Below are 17,564 nucleotides of genomic sequence, written 5' to 3' on the forward strand. Positions count from 1 at the left end.
CCGAAGGAAGGAGGGAATCGATAGGTTCCCAGAATCACTGTTATTATACAGGAAGATCAGTAGGATACAAAATTTATCCACATCTTGGCGCAGAAAATAAAAAGCCCCCGCTTTTAAGGCAGAGGCTTTTTATATGGAGGAGGTCTATAAAACTTTTGCTTAGGCGGCTTTGGCGTCTGCCGTGCCCATCATCTCTTCAAGCTGTTGAGAGGCTTCACCTTCCGTGATTTTCTCGACGGCGGCCACTTCACGGGCCAGACGTTCAAGAGCGGATTGGTAAATCTGGCGCTCGCTGTAGGATTGCTCCGTGTCGTCATTGCTGCGTTTCAGGTCGCGCAAGACTTCGGCAATCGCAACCGGGTCGCCGGAATTGATCTTGGTTTCGTATTCCTGAGCGCGGCGGCTCCACATCGTACGGCGAATGCGGGAACGACCTTTCAGGGTCTCAAGGGCATCTTGCAGACGATCTTCGGTGCTCAGCTTGCGCAAACCTACGCGGGCAACATTCATAGCCGGAACCTTCAAGCGCATACGATCTTTTTCAAAAGAGATCGTGTACAAGGTCATATCCATGCCGGCGACCACTTCGGTCTTAATATCCTCGACACGGCCAACGCCATGTACCGGGTAAACAACATAATCGCCTGTAGTGAAATCGAAGTTATCGTTGCCAGCCATTTATCTTCCCTTTTCGTTATATGATGCATTTTTTATTTAACTACGGGCCAAAAAACAGTTTTTTAGCGATTACAAAAAGTTAGCCCATTGACCTAAAGCTCTTTGTGAAGCCACGGTCACCGTTATTTCTCTTATACGGGCAAAAACCTCTTGTCTTGCAGTGAAGGTGAGTATAGTAAAAAATTTGTAAATTTTCAACTTTTAATTCCAGAATTCTCATACAAAACGAATCGGATCGTAATTGACCCGTTCTGAGACTCGGAATATACGGAGGTTTTTAATCGCCTTCGCCGGGGTTGGGGCTGAAGTCGCTTTCAAATTTGCCGGGCTTGTCTTTGAATTCTTCGGCTTCCGGCAGTTTGTCTTTTTTACGCGTAATGTTCGGCCATTTCTCAGAGTATTCCCGGTTCAGCTCCAGGAACTTCTGGCCCAACGGGTGGGAATCGTCAACGATGGCTTCAATGGGGCATTCCGGTTCGCACACACCGCAATCGATGCATTCATCCGGATGGATCACCAGCATGTTTTCGCCTTCGTAGAAACAGTCAACCGGACAAACCTCGACACAGTCGGTATATTTGCAACGAATACAATTATCGGTAACGACGAATGTCATGGCGGATAGCTCCTTCTTGCCGGGTTTCGTTGCTGCGTTTATGACATGGTTCGGAGAAGATTTCCAGTCCCTAAACGGCAACCACAGGATCAGTAAGTTCTAATGTGCACTTGTCAGCGTTTGCGGTCAAGCGGGCTTTACCACCAACCGGGAATGTAAGTAACTGTCCGAGATGCCCAAACGGAGCGTTCATGATAACAGGAATATCTCTATCACTTGTATGCTCCCGAACAATGTCTTCTAGTGTGAAGCCAAACGGCATACCTGTATCCAAAGGCTTGCCGAAGTCTCCAAGGATTAATCCTGAAATTTGATCGAATACACCCGTATTGCGTAAATGAATTAACATCCGATCATACCGTGATAGCTCATCTCCAACATCCTCTATAAACAGGATAGCCCCGTTAAAATCGGGCTGATAGGGCGTCCCCATCAGGCTCATAAAAACGCTAAGACATCCTCCGACAAGGTGTCCCTCAGATTGTCCGGCAGCGATAACTTTTCCATTTTCTAAAAAAAGAGACTGAGCCTTTCCGGATAAAAGCGATATTCCTTGATCCAAGTATTTTTTATCGAGGCGAAACAGGCGCCCCATGTCAGGGCCGTGAAAACCGATAAGGCCGACTTTTGTGTACAAACCGTTCAATAAAACAGTCAGGTCACTAAAACCCATAATGATTTTAGGGTGAGATAACAATAAACCGTAATCAATACCATCGAGCATTAATCCGGAACGGTTACCACCGCAGGCTGAAATGATCGCTTTAATATCAGGATTAAGCAAAAGCTCTCGCAAGGCAGAACATTTCTGATCGGGCGATCCGGCAGATTGATTGCAAGTTTCATATGTCTGAGGATGAATAAAGACGTTATATCCGTTTTCTTTAAGAAGCGCCGCTGACTTTTCAATACTATCCGGATTGGCTCGGCTTGACGGCGCCATAATGCCGATCGTATCGCCAGGGCGCAGGGCAGGGGGAAGGATAGGGGGATGGCTCATGCTTCTTTCATCTCCTGATAGGCGGCCAGCGCGCGAACGCGCGCGGCTTTATGATCAATCATCGGTTTAGGATAATCCGTTGTTCCGTATTCCGGTAGCCATTTCTTGATATAGGCTTCATCCGGATCAAACTTTTCGGCCTGCATATACGGATTGAAAATCCGGAAGTAGGGGGACGCATCGGCCCCGCATCCTGCTACCCATTGCCAGCCAAATGCATTATTGGCCAAATCCGCATCGACCAGCGTATCCCAGAACCATGTTTGCCCCGCGTGCCAGTGGATCAGCAAATGCTTGACCAGAAAGGACGCCACCACCATCCGGGCCCGGTTGTGCATGGTTCCCGTTGCCCATAGTTCGCGCATTCCGGCATCGACCAGCGGATAACCGGTCAGCCCTTTTTGCCAGCGTCGAAGGGTATCGTCATCCTCATACCACGGAAAGTTCTTGAATTCCTCGTGCAGAGGTTTCTCCGGCAGGGCCGGAAAATGATAGAGCGTATGATGCGCAAACTCCCGCCAGATCAGTTGCCGCCGGAAACTTTCCGCTCCCGGCCTGTTGGTGAGTTGTTCCCATACGCGATGTGGCGCGATTTCGCCCCAGTGCAGGTAAGGGCTTAAATGCGAAATTCCGTCAAAATCGTCCACCCGGTCGCGGTTAATCGCGTACCCCGAAAGGCCGCCTTCAATGAAGTGATGCAGGACTTTATGGGCACCATCTTCACCGGGCTGCCAGTGTTGTTCGAGTTTTGATTGCCAAGGAAAACCGGCCAGCAGATCGAGATCCTCAAGGGACGTTTGATTGCCAGGGAAAGGCTCCGGTATAACATCATCAATCAAACCCGAAGCAATACGCTCATCCAGATGATCCAGAGCCAAAATGGATTTGTAATAGGGCGTGAAAACCTTGTACGGCGTTCCGTCCGCTTTCAAATGCTCCCAAGGTTCAAACAGCAAATTGGCTTTGAAGCTCTCAGCCTGAATGCCGTCATTCTTTAGGGTGGCTTTAATTTGCTTGTCCCGCTCTGTACGCCAGGGTTCGTAACAGCGATTCCAGAAGACCGCCTGTGCTTTGTACTCTTTTGCCAGATCGGGGATGATCTGCCGGGCATCGCCCCTGTAAAAGCGAAGCGTCCCACCGAGTTTTTCGTTGAGGGCTTGTAAACTTTTATGCAGCCACCACCGGCTGGCGCCGCCATGCTTCCATACGCCGGCATTTTTATCATCTAGAATAAAGACGGGGAAGACCGGACGGCGGGCTTTGTAGGCTGCCAAAACAGCGAGATTATCGCCAAGTCTCAAATCCTGACGGAACCAGAGAATGACAGGGGAATGCGACATAACGGCCGATCAGCCGTCAGCGTTGATCCGGTCAATCAGCTCTTTTCTGATGTCTTCAGATCTTAGATTTTCAACCTGGCATGTCCCGGCGGCATTGTGACCGCCGCCGCCATATTCCAGCATCAAATGACCGACATCGGTCTGGCTGGAACGGTTCAAAATGGATTTCCCTACGGCGAAAACGGTATTCTGCTTATTTTTCCCCCACAGGATATGCATCGAGATATTGCATTGCGGAAACAGGGCATAAAGTACAAAACGGTTCCCGGCCCAGATTGTATCTTCGTTGCGCAGATCAAGCACGATCAGGTTTTGATGAACCTGCGCACAGCGCTGAATTTGCTCTTTGAACTTGTTGTTGTGCTCGAAATAAAGATCGACGCGTTCTTTAACATCGGGCAGTTCTAGAATTTCATTAATCGAATGATTCTCGCGAATATAGTCGATCAATTCCATCATCAACTGGTAGTTGGAAATATTGAAGTCACGGAATCGCCCCAGCCCCGTACGCGCATCCATGATAAAGCTCAGTAGTTCCCAGCCTTGCGGATTCAAGATGTCATCCTTTGAAAAAGCGGCGGAGTCGGCCTTGTCGACAGCTTCCATCATGTCTTCGGAAATGTTTTTCATCAGGACGTTGCCGTCGAAATAATTATAAACCACGCGGGCGGCGGAGGGAGCCTCCGGGTCAATGACATGATTTGCCGGGCGGTTTTCGACGCGGGCGGCTTCGCTGGCATGGTGGTCAAAACAGATGTAAACGCCCTCGACATAAGGCAGGTTCGTCGTAATGTCATTCGGCCCGACTTCGATCTTGCCGTCCTGCATGTCTTTGGGGTGGGCAAACGAAATCTCGTCAATCATGCCCAGCTCTTTCAAGATGATGCCGCAGACAAGGCCGTCCATGTCGCTGCGGGTAATCAGGCGGTATTTTTTTGCGGGATCGGGTTTGATTAGGGCTTCGCTGCTCATAGGGAGTCGCTCCTTAAAATCGTCTGTGCTCTGTAAAACAAGGTTGAAAGAATAGAATATCCTTTCAAATCATAATACACGGTTAACGACAGGGAAAGCGATTTCCGAAGACTTAGGCTTCGACCGCTTCCGCCTCTTTGTCATCATCTTTTTTGGAAGCTTTTTTCTTTTTCTTGTCGGACAGGACTTTTTTCGGGGCTTTGCCCTCTGTCACGGTTTTTTCCTCAACCACGATTTCTTCCAGATCATCCAGATCGGGCAGATCAAACATCGTATCCAGCAAGATAGCCTCTAGAATGGAGCGTAGACCCCGGGCCCCGGTTTTGCGCTCGATCGCCTTTTTGGCGATGGCCACAAGCGCCGTTTTCGTGAAGGTCAGCTTGACGCCTTCCATGTCGAACAGGCGTTGATATTGTTTAACCAGAGCATTCTTCGGCTCGGTCAGGATGGTAATCAACGCTTCCTCGTCCAGGTCCTGCAAGGTGGCGATGACCGGCAAACGGCCAACAAACTCAGGAATAAGACCGTATTTCAAAAGGTCTTCCGGCTCCAGTTCCATCAGAAGCTCGCCGGTTTTACGGCTATCGGGCTCACGGACGTCCGCGCCGAAACCGATCATTGTGCCGCGGCCTTTTTCCGACAGGATTTTGTCGATTCCGGCAAATGCACCGCCGCAGATAAACAGGATATTCGCCGTGTCGACCTGCAAAAATTCTTGTTGCGGGTGCTTGCGCCCGCCTTGCGGCGGAACCGAGGCAACCGTGCCTTCCATCAGTTTCAACAACGCCTGCTGGACGCCCTCACCGGAAACATCGCGGGTGATGGACGGGTTGTCTGACTTGCGTGAAATTTTGTCGATCTCATCAATATACACAATCCCGCGCTGGGCGCGCTCAACGTTATAATCACTGGACTGCAGCAGTTTGAGCACAATGTTTTCCACATCTTCACCCACATAACCGGCTTCGGTCAGTGTCGTGGCATCGGCCATCGTGAACGGCACGTCAATAATCCGGGCCAGCGTTTGCGCCAGCAGCGTTTTACCGCAACCCGTCGGGCCGAGCAGCAGAATGTTGGACTTGGCCAACTCTACATCCGATCCGCTCTGACCGTGTTCAATCCGTTTGTAGTGGTTATGAACGGCCACCGACAAAACGCGCTTGGCCTTGTCTTGCCCGATCACATAGTCATCGAGAAAATCTTTAATTTCCTTGGGCGAGGGAACGCCATGGCCGGTCCGGACCAGCGAGGATTTGTCCTCTTCCCGGATGATGTCCATGCACAGTTCGACGCACTCGTTACATATGAACACGTTGGGGCCGGCGATCAGCTTGCGCACCTCATGTTGGCTTTTGCCACAGAAGGAACAGTATAGCGTGTTTTTGCTGTCTTCTTTGTCTTTGCTCATAAGTGCGCCTTAAATCCGTTTCGTAAAACCATGTAGAATCATCTACACCTCAATCTAGCGAACACCGGGGAAGCCGCGCAAGCCCCTTTAACGGGTAATTGCATGATTCTGTGCAAAAAGCTTTGCTTCACGATGGCTCATACTATAATCAATGCCTGTAAATATTTAAGGAACAGTGAATCCCCATGGCCGGAAACCTTGAAGAACTGGTTGATTCTTTCGCCTTGTTCGATAGCTGGGAAGACCGCTACCGCTATCTGATTGATTTGGGCGGGCGCTTGACGCCGATGGACGAGGCCGACAAAACCGAAGAGAATTTCGTGCGGGGCTGCACCTCCAAGGTCTGGTTGATTGCGGACCGCAACGACAACGGCACCTTTCATTTTACGGCCACCAGCGACGCCCAGATTGTCCGCGGACTGATTTATTTGCTGCTGCGGGCCTATCAGGATCAAAGCGCAGCCGATATCGCCGCCTATGATATTGAGGGCGCGTTCGAGCGTCTGGGGCTGCACCAGCACCTCAGCCCCAATCGCCGCAACGGCTTCTTTGCGATGGTGGAGAAAATCAGGACTCTGGCGGCGGCGTAGCCTCATCGCCGGCATCATCCTTGAGTGTGTCCGCTTCAGGCTCCTCAGAAACGGCTGGCTCTTTTTCGTCTTTGGATGTTTTTTCCTGTTCCTCGGCCGCTTTTTCCTTGTTCTTCTTCAGGTTGATGCTGCGCAGGATGTCGGTGAATAGAGCCTCGGCCTCTTCGGGCGGCTGATCGCCGATCAGCTCGGCTTCAACGGTAAAGACCGATTTTTTGCCGATCCATAAATGCGTGCTGTATATCATCTCGCTGCTGCCGGTGCTGCCGGCCCCCAGCAAAATCGCATTCTTGGCGCCGTCGACTTCGTTGTAATGCGTTTCCATGTGCTCCAGATGGTTGCTCGCGGCCATCGCCATCAATGTCGCGCGCATGATATCGCCGCTATAGCGGTCATACATGTTTTCAGTAACCGGGTTGCATGTGACGTTAAAATGAACCGTGGCGGCCATCCCGAAGACCTTGGTATAGCTGGTGATCTTGCTGCATTTGTCCGGATTTTCTGGATCGCAGCGCTGGGCGGTATAGGGCTCTTCCGGGAATACAATCGCAAATTCGCAATCATCCGGCGCGTACAAAAACTCTTCGGCTTGCGCTGAAACCGGCAGGAGCAAGAGTAAGGCAACGGCGAAAAAGCGTATCATACAGTCCACTCCCTTGGATCGGCTTTGGTCTGTTCATGCGTGTTCATGCATTTAACCTCATGGTCTGCGCCCGCTTCAAACGGCGGAAACCAGACATACGGAATGCCTTTTTTCTCGGCGTACGCGAGCTGCTTTTTCAGCTTTTGCGGCGCGTGGTACAGCTCAACATTGTAACCGCGACTGCGCAATGTCCGGGCTGCTTCGGCGGCGACCGCGCGCTGTTCCTCGTTCGGCAAAACCATCATGATCTGTGCCGGGGATTTGGCACCTGTTGGCAACTTGCCTTGCGCCTCCAGCCGGGCGAACAGGCGGGAAAAGCCGATCGAAATCCCGACGCCGGGCAGGGCTTTGTTGATGTACGAACTCGCCAGATCGTCAAACCGCCCGCCGGAACAAATCGATCCATATCCCGGATCGTCGACAAACACCGTCTCGTAAACCGTCCCGGTATAGTAATCCAGCCCGCGAACAATCGACAAATCCGCGACGACAGCCCCTTCAGGCAGGTGGGAGAGTTGGTTCATGACGTAGGTAAGCTCATCAATACCCTCTTGTAAAAGAGAGCCTTCTTCGCCAACGACAAACTGAGAAATTTCAGAATTAATGTTTTGAGGTGTTAATTTGCATTTTGCGAACGCGAGGATTTGAAGTGCTTCCGGTTCAATCATACTAAGTTCATCAATAAGAATTGATTTAACGGCGTCCTCACCAATTTTTTCAAGTTTATCTACAGTTCGAAGGACTTCCGGATGAAGGTCCTTATCCAGATCGCAGCCATCTAAGTATCCCATCAAAATCTTCCGGTTACTGATCCGCATCTGGATGTTTTCGCTCTCCATGCCGGGCAGGGAAGAGAGAATTTCCCACATCACCGCGGGCATTTCGGCATCGAACGATAGTGGCAGGCCGTCAACGTTAATCACGTCGATATCGCACTGATAGAATTCCCGGAATCGTCCGGCCTGTGGACGCTCGCCGCGCCAGACGCGCTGCATCTGGTAACGCTTGAATGGGAAAGTCAGATCGTTGAAATGCTGGGCCACATAACGCGCTAGCGGTACCGTCTGGTCAAAGTGCAGGGCCAGCCGTGCCTCGCTGTCATCACCTTCGTCCTTGTGCAGGCGCTCCAGCACGTAAATCTCTTTATCAACCTCGCCCTTGGCGCGCAGCACATCCAGCGCCTCCACAGACGGTGTTTCGATGTTGCAAAACCCGTATGACTCGAACACCTTGCGGATATGATCGAACCATTGCTGCTCGACCAGCCGCGTTTCGGGAAGCCATTCGGGAAAGCCGGAAATCGGCGCCGGTTTGTGGATTTGTTTTTTCTCGCTCATGACTTTTGATTTACGGGAAAGCGCAGAGGGAAGCAAGTATCTATTCGTCATTGCGAGGGAACTATGTGACCGAAGCAATCCAGTGCCAAACAAAAAGAGTCTGGATTGCTTCGCTGTGCTCGCAATGACAGCGGATGGAGAAAATCCCGAATTATTTTTGGAAAAAATGAAAAAATTTGTTGCACATAATGACTGATTATTTTTATAGTCGTGAAAATTTTGTAATTAAATTCTAAAAAATAGAGGGAAATTGAAATGCCTTTACCATCTGAGCCAGCGAAAATTATTGTGCCAAAAGAAAACGATATAACAAAAAGAATTATTGATGCGGGGCTGAGCTCGCAGTGGCGTAGCATAAATGAAGGCGCGCATTTTGAGATGGATATTTCTGGTCCAGGCGGGAATGTCTTGGCAACGATTGAAGTGCCGAATAAGTGCCGTCAGGATGAAAAGGGGTGCGCTGAGATGTACAGCAAAGTGGATGAAGTTATCCGCACGGCAGGCGCAAACCAGAAGCTTGCTCTGGCATAATCAGTCATCAAACAACCCAATTAATTCATTGGTAAGCGTCTCGGCGAGAGTCGAGGCGTCTTCGATGGTCACGGCGTGGCTGTAATAGCGCGTGACGTCATGCCCGATGCCAATCGCCATAAGTTCTATTGTTTCTGATTTTTCAATCCATTGAATAACATTCTTAAGATCAAGGTCGAGGATGTTGGCCGGGTTGACCGACAAGGTGGAATCATCCACCGGTGCACCGTCCGATATCACCATCAGGATTTTGCGCTGTTCCGGGCGGGCGCTGATCCGGTTGTGCGCCCATGACAACGCCTCGCCGTCGATATTTTCTTTCAGCAACCCTTCCTTGAGCATCAGCCCGATATTCCGGCGCGCTCGCCGATAGGGCGTTTTGGCCGATTTATATATAATGTGCCGCAGATCATTCAGGCGTCCCGGTTCCGGCGGGCGGCCGTTGGTGATCCACAGCTCGCGGGCTTTGCCGCCTTTCCACGCGCGGGTCGTAAAGCCCAAGACCTCGACGGATACGCCGCAGCGCTCCAGCGTCCGGGCCAGAATATCGGCGCACATTGCGGCAATCGCGATCGGTCGTCCGCGCATGGATCCGGAATTGTCGATCAACAGCGTCACCACCGTATCGCGGAACTCCATGCTTTTTTCCTGCTTGAACACCAGCGGCACCGTCGGGTTGGCAATTACCCGCGCCAGTCGCGCCGTATCCAGAACCCCTTCGTCCATGTCGAATTGCCAGCTATGCTGCTGACGGCTCATCAGTTTACGCTGAAGCCGATTGGCCAGCCGCGTAATCATGGCGGTCAGGTGTGAAAGCTTGCGGTCGAGCAGGGCGCGCAGCCGGTCGAGTTCTTCCGGCTCTGCCAGATTTTCGGCCCGGACAATTTCATCGTATTTCGTGGTGTAGATCGTATAACGTCCGTGCAGGCCGGGAATAAACCGGTCGCCATCGGGCATACTGTCCGGCGGCGCGGTGTCCATGGTTTGCTCGGCGGCTTCGCCTTCCATGGCTGTATCGGCATCCATCTCTTCTTCACCCAGATCGGCCGTGTCGTCAGACGGGCTGGAGTCGTCGGCCGCGTCCTGGGCCTGCGAACCGCCGCTGGAGTCGCTGGTCGTATCGTCTTGGTCTTCGTCCTGCGGTTCGGCTTCCCCGTCGCCATCCTCGGCGTCCTGTTCGGACGGCGATTCCGAATCAAGGGAATCGCCATCGCTCACAATAGAAAGCTGTTTCAATATCTGGCGCGACATATGGGCAAAAGCCGCCTGATCGGACAGGCATTCCCGCAAATCATCCAGCCGCGCCGCGCCGAGCTGCTCGGCCAGCCACGGTTGCCAGAGCGCCACAGTTTTTTCCGCCGGGGCGGGGGCATCCTCACCCGTCAGGGATAGGCGTGCCAGCAGATATAAAGCCTCGGCAGTATTTAAATCCTCGCGGGAAGATAATCCCTCGTAAGCCGCGCTTTTTTCTTCAAGCTCCGCATGAAGATTTTTTGCTATCCCCTTCATTTCATTGTAGCCAAGCGCTTCACATCGGGCGCGCTCAAGGGCGTTGAAACATTCCTGCGCCGTCAAATCCATCGGGCGGTTGCGCTGGTGCAGGGCCGGGTCGTGGTGCCGCAAATGCACAGCGCGCGCATCGGCCCGTCCGCGGGATTCAAGCGTCGCCGCATCGGGCTGCTCGTCTTTCTTGCGTCCGATCGCCCTCAGCGCCGCGGCAATCGCCGTCGTCTTGGTGTGGTCTTTTTCGCCGGTATCCATAGGCATATTTAAACACAGAGCGCCCGCCGATCACAGAAGGAAATAAGAAGTAGGGGGACAGTTAAAAAATCATATTGCAAATGATTATCATTTTAATTATTAGTTGAGAATGGTTTTCATTAAGAGGGTGAAAAGAGAATGGAAAAGACACCTGTAGATGCAGTGCTGGCATGGCAAAATCGGCGGTCATCCAGCCGTGCTAAATGGGGCGCTATGGGGCTTTTAGTCTTGGCGTTCGCCGGCGCGACGACGGGCGGTGATGGTAAAACGATGAAAATGGAAAGCCGGATGAGCGCTGCCGGAAATTGCACCGCGCCGCTCGCCGTAAATCTGCAAGAACCTCGGAATCGCTTTTAGGCCAGTTCTATTCCAAAACAACGCTGGTAATATTCAGCGACAATCGGGCGCTCGGTTTCATCGCATTTGTTCAGGAAGGACAGGCGAAACGCCATTTCCCTGTCTTTGAAAATTTGAGTGTTTTCAATCCAGCTAATCACGGTTCGCGGGCTCATGACAGTGGAAATATCGCCGTTGACGAATCCCTGCCGGGTCAGCGAAGCCATTTTAATCATGGCGTCGATTTCTTCCTTGCCTTTGGCATTGTCCATGTCTTCGAACTTGGCCAGCATGATGTCCATCTCGTGATCGTGGTCCAGATAGTTCAGCGTCACGAGGATATTCCACCGATCGAGCTGCGCCTGGTTCATCTGCTGCGAGCCATGATAAAGGCCCGTCGTATCGCCCAGACCGATCGTATTCGCCGTGGCAAACAGGCGAAAGGCCGGGTGTGGACGAATCACTTTGTTCTGGTCGAGCAGGGTCAGGCGCCCTTCAGCTTCCAGAACACGCTGGATTACAAACATAACGTCTGGCCGCCCGGCGTCGTACTCGTCGAACACCAGCGCCACCGGGTTTTGCAACGCCCAGGGCAAAAGGCCTTCCTTGTATTCGGTAATCTGCTTTCCTTCTTTCAGGACGATCATGTCCTTGCCCAGCAAATCGAGACGGCTGACGTGAGAGTCGAGGTTAATCCGCACACACGGCCAGTTCAGACGCGCCGCGACCTGTTCGATGTGCGACGATTTGCCTGTACCATGATAGCCTTGGACCATTACGCGGCGGTTATGCTCGAACCCGGCCAGAATGGCCATCGTCGTATCAGGATCGAACTGGTAAGTCGGGTCGATTTTCGGGATGTTCAAATTCGTGTCGTCGCTAAAGCCGTTCACAACCCAGTCAATATCAATGCCGAATGTTTCCCGGACATTAAATTTCTTGTCGGGGATACTCGTATATTTACCTTCCTTCTGCTTGATCTGGGTCAGGTCAAACGAGGCGGCGATTGGTTCCTTGTCGATATTCTCGGTCATGTTTTATGAGCGCTCCGGTAGATCTTCAAATTTCTCATAGGCCAGCTTTAATATGGTATAGGCCATATTGATGCGTTTGAGAAGTTCTTCGGACTCTGGATTGTTTTTGTTCAGGTCCGGATGGTGTTGTTTTGCCAGCGTCCGATAACGCAACTTGATCCTGTCGAGGGTCAGGGGTGGTTCCAGCCCCATAATAGCCATGGCGTCATATTCCGGGGTCGTGTAGGCAGGGCCTGTGGCCTCTGCCTTGTCCTGTCCGGGGTCTTTTTCCGTGTAGTGATAGTTTTGCCAGGCTCGTCGATAGAGGTTTTCTTCCAGACCGGCAAAGCCGTCATAGCGCCATGTTGGCCGCTCTCCGGTCATAGAGCTGACGATGTGATCTTCGATATCGCATTGCGCCATACCGGAAAAAAAGTTCCACGCCCGGTTGTATTCTTGTACATGTTCCAGACAAAAGTGGTAGTATTCATTAAGCAGTCGGTCTTTCGGGGCTTTAAAATCCCCGGCGGCAGGACACCCGGGCATGTCACAGGAAGGGGCTGTCTTTGCCTCTGTCTGTGGTGTTTCGAATTCAGGAGAGTTTCGTTTCAGGCGTATTCTGGGCATCGTCCCCGGATTATGATAGCCCGCAGGGCATATAGCAAGTGTAACATCTGGACAGCGTTACTTTTTTGAATGTTTAAATAGATGAAGGGAACAATATCACCCTAGGGTTGTGTTATTCGAAAAAAATGTTATCATCGCGTGTGTCATTATCGTTTTTTCAAAGTGTAGAGACAGAAAAATGAAAAATCATAGCGAAGCCAGACCCCCCAGTTCCTTGGTTAGCCGGAATATAACAATTCTGGGGCGACGAACGTCCATTCGTCTGGAACCTGAAATGTGGGGCGCTTTACGGGATATCGCGGGCAGAGAAAAATGCCGTATTCATGATATTTGCTCGTTGGTTCATATGAGGAAAAATAGTGATACGTCTTTGACGGCGGCTATTCGTGTCTTCTTAATGCTCTATTATCGAGCGGCGGCGACTGACGAAGGTCACAGAAAAGCCGGTCATGGTCATTTTGAACGAATGCTCAGTCGTGCCCAGATGTCGGAAGGGGACCGCACCTTATGGGACAACCGGAAAGTCCGTAAATTAGGAAGCCGTAGCGTGTCCAGTCAGGACGAAGCGCTGCCATCAAAACGTCTGGCGCATAATTAAAATCTAGGCGGCCCGTCCCATGGCCAGAAACTTCTGGCGGCGTTTCTGTTTCAGGGATTCGCCATCCTCGGGGCACAGTTTTTGCAGTGATTTTTCGATATGATTCCCGACGGATTCTATGGTTTCGGCTTTGTTGCGGTGCGCGCCGCCAATCGGCTCGGCGATGATCCCGTCGATCAGCTTGAGTTCGTACATGTCCTGGGCCGTCATTTTCAGGGCCGCCGAGGCATCGTTGGCATGCGACGCGCTCCGCCAGAGAATAGAGGCACAGCCCTCAGGGGAGATGACGGAATAAACGGCATGCTCCAGCATCAGGATTTTGTCGGCTGCCGCAATCGCGATAGCCCCGCCGGAGCCGCCCTCACCGATGATCGTCGATACGATCGGTGTTTTTAATTGCAGGCAGACCTCGATGGATTTGGCAATAGCTTCGGCTTGCCCCCGTTCTTCGGCGCCAACGCCGGGGTAGGCCCCTGCCGTATCGACAAGTGTAATAACCGGCAAGCCAAATTGTTCAGCCATTTTCATCAGGCGCTGAGCTTTGCGGTATCCCTCGGGCCGCGCCATGCCAAAATTATGTTTGATCCGGCTGGCGGTGTCCGCGCCTTTTTCCTGCCCCAGAATAACGCAGGAACGTCCGCGAAACCGTCCCAGCCCACCGGGCATGGCATGGTCTTCGGCAAAATTACGATCACCGGCCAGCGGTGTGAAATCCTCGATCAGGCCTGCCACATAATCCATGAAATGGGGGCGCTCCTGATGCCGGGCGACCTGAACTTTCTGTTGTGGTGTGAGCTTGCTGTAAATCTGGACCAGAAGTCTTTCCGCCTTGGTTTGCATGCGGTTGATTTCATCCGATATGTTGATATCGCCGTCGCTGTGCACTTTGCGGAGTTCTGCAATTTTAGCTTCCAGTTCCAGAACCGGTTTTTCAAACTCAAGCTTGCTCATAAAAATCTCACTGATTATTTCTTTGAAAGGAGATACATAGCAAATCAGGCAGACATATTCAAACCGAATGTCTGCCTGAGAAGAATGTTTTGTTATCGGCGGACCGCCACGGCGTTCCTATTTGGAGCCGGAACCGCTTTTAGACAGCGGATGCTTGTCTTCCACGGTCTTTTTCGCTTTTTCACCAATAATGTGCGTGTAAATCTGCGTCGTGGCGATATCGGCATGCCCCAGCATTTTCTGTACGGAGCGCAAGTCGGCACCGCGAGACAAAAGATGCGTAGCAAAAGCGTGCCGCAAGATGTGCGGGCTGACGCAGCCGGCTTCAATGCCCGCACGGTCAGCCAGATCCTTCAGGAGCTGGGCAAAACGTTGACGTGTCAGGTGACCGCTTTCCGATGTACGGGACGGGAACAGCCATTGAGCCTGCACGCCCTGATTTTCGCCGCCAATAAACTGGCTGCGGATTTCAATATAGTTTTTCAAGGCTTTCTGGGCCGGCTCGGACAGGGGAACCATGCGTTCCCGGCCGCCTTTGCCTTCAACCATCAGGAACTGGACATCTTCACCGATAGCAGACATCGGCAAGCCAACCAGTTCGGAAACCCGAAGGCCCGTGGCATACAGCATTTCCAGTAAGCAAACCAGACGGACACTGTCGCCGCCGCCGCCTTGAGCCGCGGTTTCGATCAAGTTCGTAACTTCTGCTTCGCTCAGGGTTTTCGGCAATGTGCGCGTTTGTTTCGGGCTTTCGACGGTCGAGGTCGGATCGTCCTTGCGCGCATTTTCAGAAATCAGGTAGCGGTAGAACTGACGCAGAGCCGACAAACGACGTGCCACAGTCCGGGAAGCAATTTGTGCTTTGTTCTGTCCTTTTACATGGATCTTGTTGCCAAGTTCTTTAAGGTAAGATTTGATTTCATCGGTCGAGGCATCGACGACTTCGATCTTTTTCTTGTCACGCAGCCAGAGGCTGAAGTCGGCAAGATCTCTCCAGTATGCCTGACGAGTGTTCATGGCAGCGCCACGTTCTGTGGTCAGCATATCCAGAAAGGAATCGACCAACGGGTGTAAATCAGGTTTCGGCATTGCCGGACGTCCAGGACGTGCCATCTTTTGTCTCCTTATTTATTATCAAGGCTCAATATTACTTCTTTTGTAAATAACTGAGCTTCTTTTATTAGCCCCACAAAGGTATAACTGTCTAGTATTTCCTGCATTAATTCACCGTTTATTTTTGCAGACGGTGTTTTCTTAAACAATATTCCACTTAACAGGACAACTTCGCCGGTATGGCCTTTTTTGGCCGCCGTCCGTAGTCGTTGCACTAAACTCTCAGATGGCATTACATAATCTTCGCCAAAAGTCAAGCCTTCCGGGTTTTCATAAAAGCTATCGGCGTCAATATTATGTAATTTCGCGTCCGTGTCAAGTTTTTCAAACAAGGCATGGAGGATAGCGTGTTGATAAGGTGATAAGGCATTGTAATCAAAGGATATGTCTTTATCCTCTCCGGCGGGTAATGCCGGGGGTTGATGGCCGACGACCCCGGCGGCATACAACAGAAAAAGCGAAACATCGTCTTGGTTATTTTCTGAAGATAACTGCGCGCGCCAGAAATCGCGCCACGAATCCGGTAAGGGAGAATCGGTCAGCAGCAATAAATGCAATGCGGCGCGTACGGCCTTTTCCGAAGACAATGTTTCCGGCGGCGTTGACCGGATAATGTCGGCAAAAGGCAACAGGGACACCAGCCCGTACCGGTTGCCTTCCCGCAGGGTTTTGACGATCAGTGTACTGTCAATTTCACCGTGGATTTTCCGGAGCGTTTGATACAAATAGGGCAGACGTTTCCAGCCGGCTATGTCGTCAAGCAGCGTGCCGGGCAGAGGAGCCTCCGTCTCAATAATCGGGAAGGCAACAGATTCGTAGAACTCTTCCAAATCATCTTGATGACGCAGCCCCGCCTTTACGGCGGCAATTAGAAAACGCATCCGCAAGCCGGGCGGTAGCCCTTTATCCTGCAGGGCCACAGCCAAAATAAAAGGCGGCAGCGACAGGGTGTCTTCTTCGGTCAGGCGGCTGTAGTTTATCCGTCCGGAGGCCGAGAGAATGCCGTACGTTAGAAGAGGAAGGGTTTGCAACTGGTCCACAGTTTGCGGCGTGAAAACGTAGTTATCGCCATAAATAAATTTATCGAGAAGAGGATAAGCAGCCGTTTTTTCTTCGCCGTCTTTTGAGGCTTCCGGTTCTGCAACGGGTAAATCATTGATAATCCGGCAGGCGTTATCAAGACCGGACCAGAACGCTGCGGAATCAAAGTCTGGGTCCACGCTACGGGAAAAACGGTCTTCCAGGGAAAAACCTTCCAGACAGGCCAGTGTTGGTTGCCCGCTGAACAAAAAGGCGAGGATGCCGGCACGGGCCAGCCGTTCGTGATAGGGGGGCTCCGTCATCCGGGTGTATAAGGTGGCGGCTTCCTCAAAAGCGCCAATCCGAATCAAGGCTTCCAGCCGCAGGGTCAGAAGGTCATGTCCGGGCTGGGGCCGTTTTGATTCTTTTACCATCCGGCTGTCGATCCGGCTGAGCAACACCCGTTTGACGGTGTCGTAAATAACGGCATTTCCTATATCGCCGGGTAGATCAATCAGAGATGATTCGATGTCGGCGCGTTTCGTGCCGTCCCACAAGGTAAGGGGCAGGGCGTTAAAGCCGGGTTCATGGGTAAACCCCAATGATTCGAGCTGTGGAAGGTCAACATTGCCCAAATGGCTTGTGGGCGCTGATCCCGTATGCTTGCCCGGCATACTGCCGGCAAGTCGGTTTCCGGCCATTCCCGGTGCCGGGATAAAACCAAAAAGGGAAAAAATAAAACAGGAAATAATGGCAAAGCGTGTCGTTCGGGACATGGGGGCTGCTTTTACTCTGGCGTTGAGAAAAACCGTTCGTTTGAAACAGTTTTTGTAATGGTCTGTTTTTCCAACGGTAGGTCGGTAACGGCGAAATAAGAAAAAACGCCGGCGAGGACGACAAGAACAAGAACAGTTATGACGACGGCTTTTTTCATGCTCAGTTTGTTTTCGTTGTGACTTATTCTCCAGCGGGTGAAAAAACACCCTAATCAAAATAGAGACAGATGACAATGGGATAAGTTTTCCTGTGG

Annotated in this window: 18 protein-coding genes; 4 read left to right on the forward strand and 14 right to left on the reverse strand. The window is 51.7% G+C overall.

Translation table 11 applies throughout. The features are described from left to right. Window positions 1–159: 159 nt before the first annotated feature. The 6 genes from H6868_06195 to clpX form a co-directional block, all read right to left on the reverse strand. Complete coding sequence (locus H6868_06195; protein ID MCB9988909.1) at window positions 160–678, reverse strand: CarD family transcriptional regulator; 519 nt, start codon at window positions 676–678, stop codon at window positions 160–162. 277 nt (window positions 679–955) lie between these two features. Then, a complete protein-coding gene (locus H6868_06200; protein MCB9988910.1) occupies window positions 956–1,294 on the reverse strand; it encodes a ferredoxin family protein in 339 nt (112 codons plus the stop codon). Window positions 1,295–1,364: 70 nt separating this feature from the next. After that, window positions 1,365–2,294, reverse strand: coding sequence for an LD-carboxypeptidase (locus H6868_06205; GenBank protein MCB9988911.1), 930 nt, complete (start codon window positions 2,292–2,294; stop codon window positions 1,365–1,367). Further along, window positions 2,291–3,634: a deoxyribodipyrimidine photo-lyase gene (locus H6868_06210; GenBank protein MCB9988912.1), complete on the reverse strand. Its 1,344-nt coding sequence runs from the start codon at window positions 3,632–3,634 to the stop codon at window positions 2,291–2,293. The genes H6868_06205 and H6868_06210 overlap by 4 nt, the downstream gene beginning before the upstream one ends. A gap of 9 nt (window positions 3,635–3,643) precedes the next feature. Beyond that, entirely contained in the window at window positions 3,644–4,606 is a 963-nt protein-coding gene (locus H6868_06215) for an exopolyphosphatase (GenBank protein ID MCB9988913.1), read from the reverse strand. 112 nt (window positions 4,607–4,718) lie between these two features. Next, on the reverse strand, window positions 4,719–6,014 hold the full coding sequence (clpX, locus tag H6868_06220) for an ATP-dependent Clp protease ATP-binding subunit ClpX (GenBank protein MCB9988914.1): 1,296 nt from the start codon (window positions 6,012–6,014) through the stop codon (window positions 4,719–4,721). 185 nt (window positions 6,015–6,199) lie between these two features. Here clpX and H6868_06225 point away from each other — a divergent pair, with 185 nt between their 5' ends. Next, window positions 6,200–6,604, forward strand: a complete 405-nt coding sequence (locus H6868_06225) for a SufE family protein (protein MCB9988915.1) — start codon at window positions 6,200–6,202, stop codon at window positions 6,602–6,604. On the opposite strand, the gene H6868_06230 is transcribed toward H6868_06225, so the two are convergent. Then, window positions 6,582–7,247, reverse strand: coding sequence for a hypothetical protein (locus tag H6868_06230; GenBank protein ID MCB9988916.1), 666 nt, complete (start codon window positions 7,245–7,247; stop codon window positions 6,582–6,584). The two genes, H6868_06225 and H6868_06230, sit on opposite strands and share 23 nt — an antisense overlap. Continuing rightward, window positions 7,244–8,584: a histidine--tRNA ligase gene (locus tag H6868_06235; GenBank protein MCB9988917.1), complete on the reverse strand. Its 1,341-nt coding sequence runs from the start codon at window positions 8,582–8,584 to the stop codon at window positions 7,244–7,246. Before H6868_06235 ends, H6868_06230 begins: the two co-directional genes overlap by 4 nt. Window positions 8,585–8,839: 255 nt before the next feature. On the opposite strand from H6868_06235, the gene H6868_06240 reads away from it, so the two are divergent. After that, window positions 8,840–9,115, forward strand: coding sequence for a hypothetical protein (locus H6868_06240; protein ID MCB9988918.1), 276 nt, complete (start codon window positions 8,840–8,842; stop codon window positions 9,113–9,115). On the opposite strand, the gene H6868_06245 is transcribed toward H6868_06240, so the two are convergent. Then, a complete protein-coding gene (locus H6868_06245) occupies window positions 9,116–10,882 on the reverse strand; it encodes a cobaltochelatase subunit CobT (GenBank protein MCB9988919.1) in 1,767 nt (588 codons plus the stop codon). A gap of 132 nt (window positions 10,883–11,014) precedes the next feature. Between H6868_06245 and H6868_06250 the strand changes: the two genes are divergently transcribed. Then, the gene (locus tag H6868_06250; protein ID MCB9988920.1) at window positions 11,015–11,233 is read left to right on the forward strand and encodes a hypothetical protein; all 219 of its coding nucleotides are present in this window, start codon (window positions 11,015–11,017) and stop codon (window positions 11,231–11,233) included. Here the strand turns inward: H6868_06250 and H6868_06255 are convergent. Both H6868_06255 and H6868_06260 read right to left on the reverse strand, forming a co-directional pair. Then, the gene (locus tag H6868_06255; protein MCB9988921.1) at window positions 11,230–12,246 is read right to left on the reverse strand and encodes an AAA family ATPase; all 1,017 of its coding nucleotides are present in this window, start codon (window positions 12,244–12,246) and stop codon (window positions 11,230–11,232) included. The two genes, H6868_06250 and H6868_06255, sit on opposite strands and share 4 nt — an antisense overlap. 3 nt (window positions 12,247–12,249) lie before the next feature. Next, window positions 12,250–12,771 (reverse strand): J domain-containing protein, encoded by a 522-nt coding sequence (locus H6868_06260; GenBank protein ID MCB9988922.1) that lies wholly within the window; start codon window positions 12,769–12,771, stop codon window positions 12,250–12,252. Window positions 12,772–13,030: 259 nt separating this feature from the next. Here H6868_06260 and H6868_06265 point away from each other — a divergent pair, with 259 nt between their 5' ends. After that, window positions 13,031–13,450 (forward strand): ribbon-helix-helix domain-containing protein, encoded by a 420-nt coding sequence (locus tag H6868_06265; protein ID MCB9988923.1) that lies wholly within the window; start codon window positions 13,031–13,033, stop codon window positions 13,448–13,450. Window positions 13,451–13,453: 3 nt separating this feature from the next. Here the strand turns inward: H6868_06265 and H6868_06270 are convergent, their stop codons facing one another. The 3 genes from H6868_06270 to H6868_06280 all read right to left on the reverse strand — a co-directional run bounded on the left by H6868_06270 (window position 13,454) and on the right by H6868_06280 (window position 17,310). Continuing rightward, complete coding sequence (locus H6868_06270) at window positions 13,454–14,401, reverse strand: acetyl-CoA carboxylase carboxyltransferase subunit alpha (protein ID MCB9988924.1); 948 nt, start codon at window positions 14,399–14,401, stop codon at window positions 13,454–13,456. 117 nt (window positions 14,402–14,518) lie between these two features. Further along, a complete protein-coding gene (locus H6868_06275) occupies window positions 14,519–15,514 on the reverse strand; it encodes a site-specific tyrosine recombinase XerD (GenBank protein MCB9988925.1) in 996 nt (331 codons plus the stop codon). Between the two features lie 11 nt (window positions 15,515–15,525). After that, entirely contained in the window at window positions 15,526–17,310 is a 1,785-nt protein-coding gene (locus H6868_06280; GenBank protein MCB9988926.1) for a hypothetical protein, read from the reverse strand. Window positions 17,311–17,564: the final 254 nt, after the last annotated feature.

It is taken from the genome of Rhodospirillales bacterium (genome assembly GCA_020638175.1).
In the GTDB taxonomy this organism is placed as follows: domain Bacteria; phylum Pseudomonadota; class Alphaproteobacteria; order Micavibrionales; family Micavibrionaceae; genus JACKJA01.

Coding starts and splice junctions, on each gene's coding strand:
- H6868_06240 (MCB9988918.1), top strand. CDS start 8,840: ATGCCTTTACCATCTGAGCCAGCGAAAATTATTGTGCCAAAAGAAAAC.
- H6868_06270 (MCB9988924.1), bottom strand. CDS start 14,401: ATGAGCAAGCTTGAGTTTGAAAAACCGGTTCTGGAACTGGAAGCTAAA.
- H6868_06230 (MCB9988916.1), bottom strand. CDS start 7,247: ATGATACGCTTTTTCGCCGTTGCCTTACTCTTGCTCCTGCCGGTTTCA.
- clpX (MCB9988914.1), bottom strand. CDS start 6,014: ATGAGCAAAGACAAAGAAGACAGCAAAAACACGCTATACTGTTCCTTC.
- H6868_06265 (MCB9988923.1), top strand. CDS start 13,031: ATGAAAAATCATAGCGAAGCCAGACCCCCCAGTTCCTTGGTTAGCCGG.
- H6868_06215 (MCB9988913.1), bottom strand. CDS start 4,606: ATGAGCAGCGAAGCCCTAATCAAACCCGATCCCGCAAAAAAATACCGC.
- H6868_06245 (MCB9988919.1), bottom strand. CDS start 10,882: ATGCCTATGGATACCGGCGAAAAAGACCACACCAAGACGACGGCGATT.
- H6868_06200 (MCB9988910.1), bottom strand. CDS start 1,294: ATGACATTCGTCGTTACCGATAATTGTATTCGTTGCAAATATACCGAC.
- H6868_06260 (MCB9988922.1), bottom strand. CDS start 12,771: ATGCCCGGGTGTCCTGCCGCCGGGGATTTTAAAGCCCCGAAAGACCGA.
- H6868_06280 (MCB9988926.1), bottom strand. CDS start 17,310: ATGTCCCGAACGACACGCTTTGCCATTATTTCCTGTTTTATTTTTTCC.
- H6868_06195 (MCB9988909.1), bottom strand. CDS start 678: ATGGCTGGCAACGATAACTTCGATTTCACTACAGGCGATTATGTTGTT.
- H6868_06235 (MCB9988917.1), bottom strand. CDS start 8,584: ATGAGCGAGAAAAAACAAATCCACAAACCGGCGCCGATTTCCGGCTTT.
- H6868_06275 (MCB9988925.1), bottom strand. CDS start 15,514: ATGGCACGTCCTGGACGTCCGGCAATGCCGAAACCTGATTTACACCCG.
- H6868_06205 (MCB9988911.1), bottom strand. CDS start 2,294: ATGAGCCATCCCCCTATCCTTCCCCCTGCCCTGCGCCCTGGCGATACG.
- H6868_06225 (MCB9988915.1), top strand. CDS start 6,200: ATGGCCGGAAACCTTGAAGAACTGGTTGATTCTTTCGCCTTGTTCGAT.
- H6868_06250 (MCB9988920.1), top strand. CDS start 11,015: ATGGAAAAGACACCTGTAGATGCAGTGCTGGCATGGCAAAATCGGCGG.
- H6868_06210 (MCB9988912.1), bottom strand. CDS start 3,634: ATGTCGCATTCCCCTGTCATTCTCTGGTTCCGTCAGGATTTGAGACTT.
- H6868_06255 (MCB9988921.1), bottom strand. CDS start 12,246: ATGACCGAGAATATCGACAAGGAACCAATCGCCGCCTCGTTTGACCTG.